General features: G+C 62.3%; 1 protein-coding gene. It reads left to right on the top strand.

The features are described 5' to 3' along the window. A partial coding sequence (locus KW837_RS28535; protein WP_218399372.1) for a VCBS domain-containing protein occupies positions 1–1,337 on the top strand: 1,337 nt, incomplete at both ends.

Below are 1,337 nucleotides of genomic sequence, written 5' to 3'. Positions count from 1 at the left end.
AACGATGCCGCCGTGTTGTCCGCCGACATCGCCAATCTGACCGAAACCAATGCCCCACTGACCACCAACGGCACCTTGACCATCAGCGACATCGACAGCGCCGCAACCTTCGTCGCCCAACCCAACACCGCCGGCAGTTACGGCCAATTCTCCATCGGCACCAATGGTGCCTGGAGCTATGTCGCCGACTCCGCCCACAACGAGTTCGTCGCCGGCACCACCTACACCGATACCTTCGTCGTGAGCAGTGCCGATGGCACCGTCACCTCGGTCACCGTCAATATCCTCGGGACCAACGACGCCGCGGTGTTGTCCGCCGACATCGCCAACCTCACCGAGACCAATGCCCCACTGACCACCAACGGCACCCTGACCATCAGCGACGTCGACAGCGCCGCAACCTTCGTCGCCCAACCCAACACCGCCGGCAGCTACGGCCAGTTCTCCATCGGCACCAATGGTGCCTGGAGTTATGTCGCCAATAGCGCCCACAACGAGTTCGTCGCCGGCACCACCTACACCGACACCTTCGTCGTGAGCAGTGCCGATGGCACCGTCACCTCGGTCACCGTCAATATTCTCGGGACCAACGACGCCTCGGTGTTGTCCGCCGACATCGCCAACCTGACCGAGACCAATGCCCCACTGACCACCAACGGCACCCTGACCATCAGCGATGTCGACAGCGCCGCAACCTTCGTCGCCCAACCCAACACCGCCGGCAGCTACGGCCAGTTCTCCATCGGCACTAATGGTGCCTGGAGTTATGTCGCCAATAGCGCCCACAACGAGTTCGTCGCCGGCACCACCTACACCGACACCTTCGTCGTGAGCAGTGCCGATGGCACCGTCACCTCGGTCACCGTCAATATTCTCGGGACCAACGACGCCGCGGTGTTGTCCGCCGACATCGCCAACCTGACCGAGACCAATGCCCCACTGACCACCAACGGCACCTTGACCATCAGCGATGTCGACAGCGCCGCAACCTTCGTCGCCCAACCCAACACCGCCGGCAGTTATGGCCAGTTCTCCATCGGCACCAATGGTGCCTGGAGTTATGTCGCCAATAGCGCCCACAACGAGTTCGTCGCCGGCACCACCTACACCGACACCTTCGTCGTGAGCAGTGCCGATGGCACCCTCACTTCGGTCACCGTGCATATCCTCGGCACCAACGATGCCGCCGTGTTGTCCGCCGACATCGCCAATCTGACCGAAACCAATGCCCCACTGACCACCAACGGCACCTTGACCATCAGCGACATCGACAGCGCCGCAACCTTCGTCGCCCAACCCAACACCGCCGGCAGTTACGGCCAATTCTCCATCGGCAC

This window comes from Pseudomonas sp. PDM24 (assembly GCF_019218905.1).
In the GTDB taxonomy this organism is placed as follows: domain Bacteria; phylum Pseudomonadota; class Gammaproteobacteria; order Pseudomonadales; family Pseudomonadaceae; genus Aquipseudomonas.
This window is presented reverse-complemented; position numbering and strand designations above follow the sequence as displayed.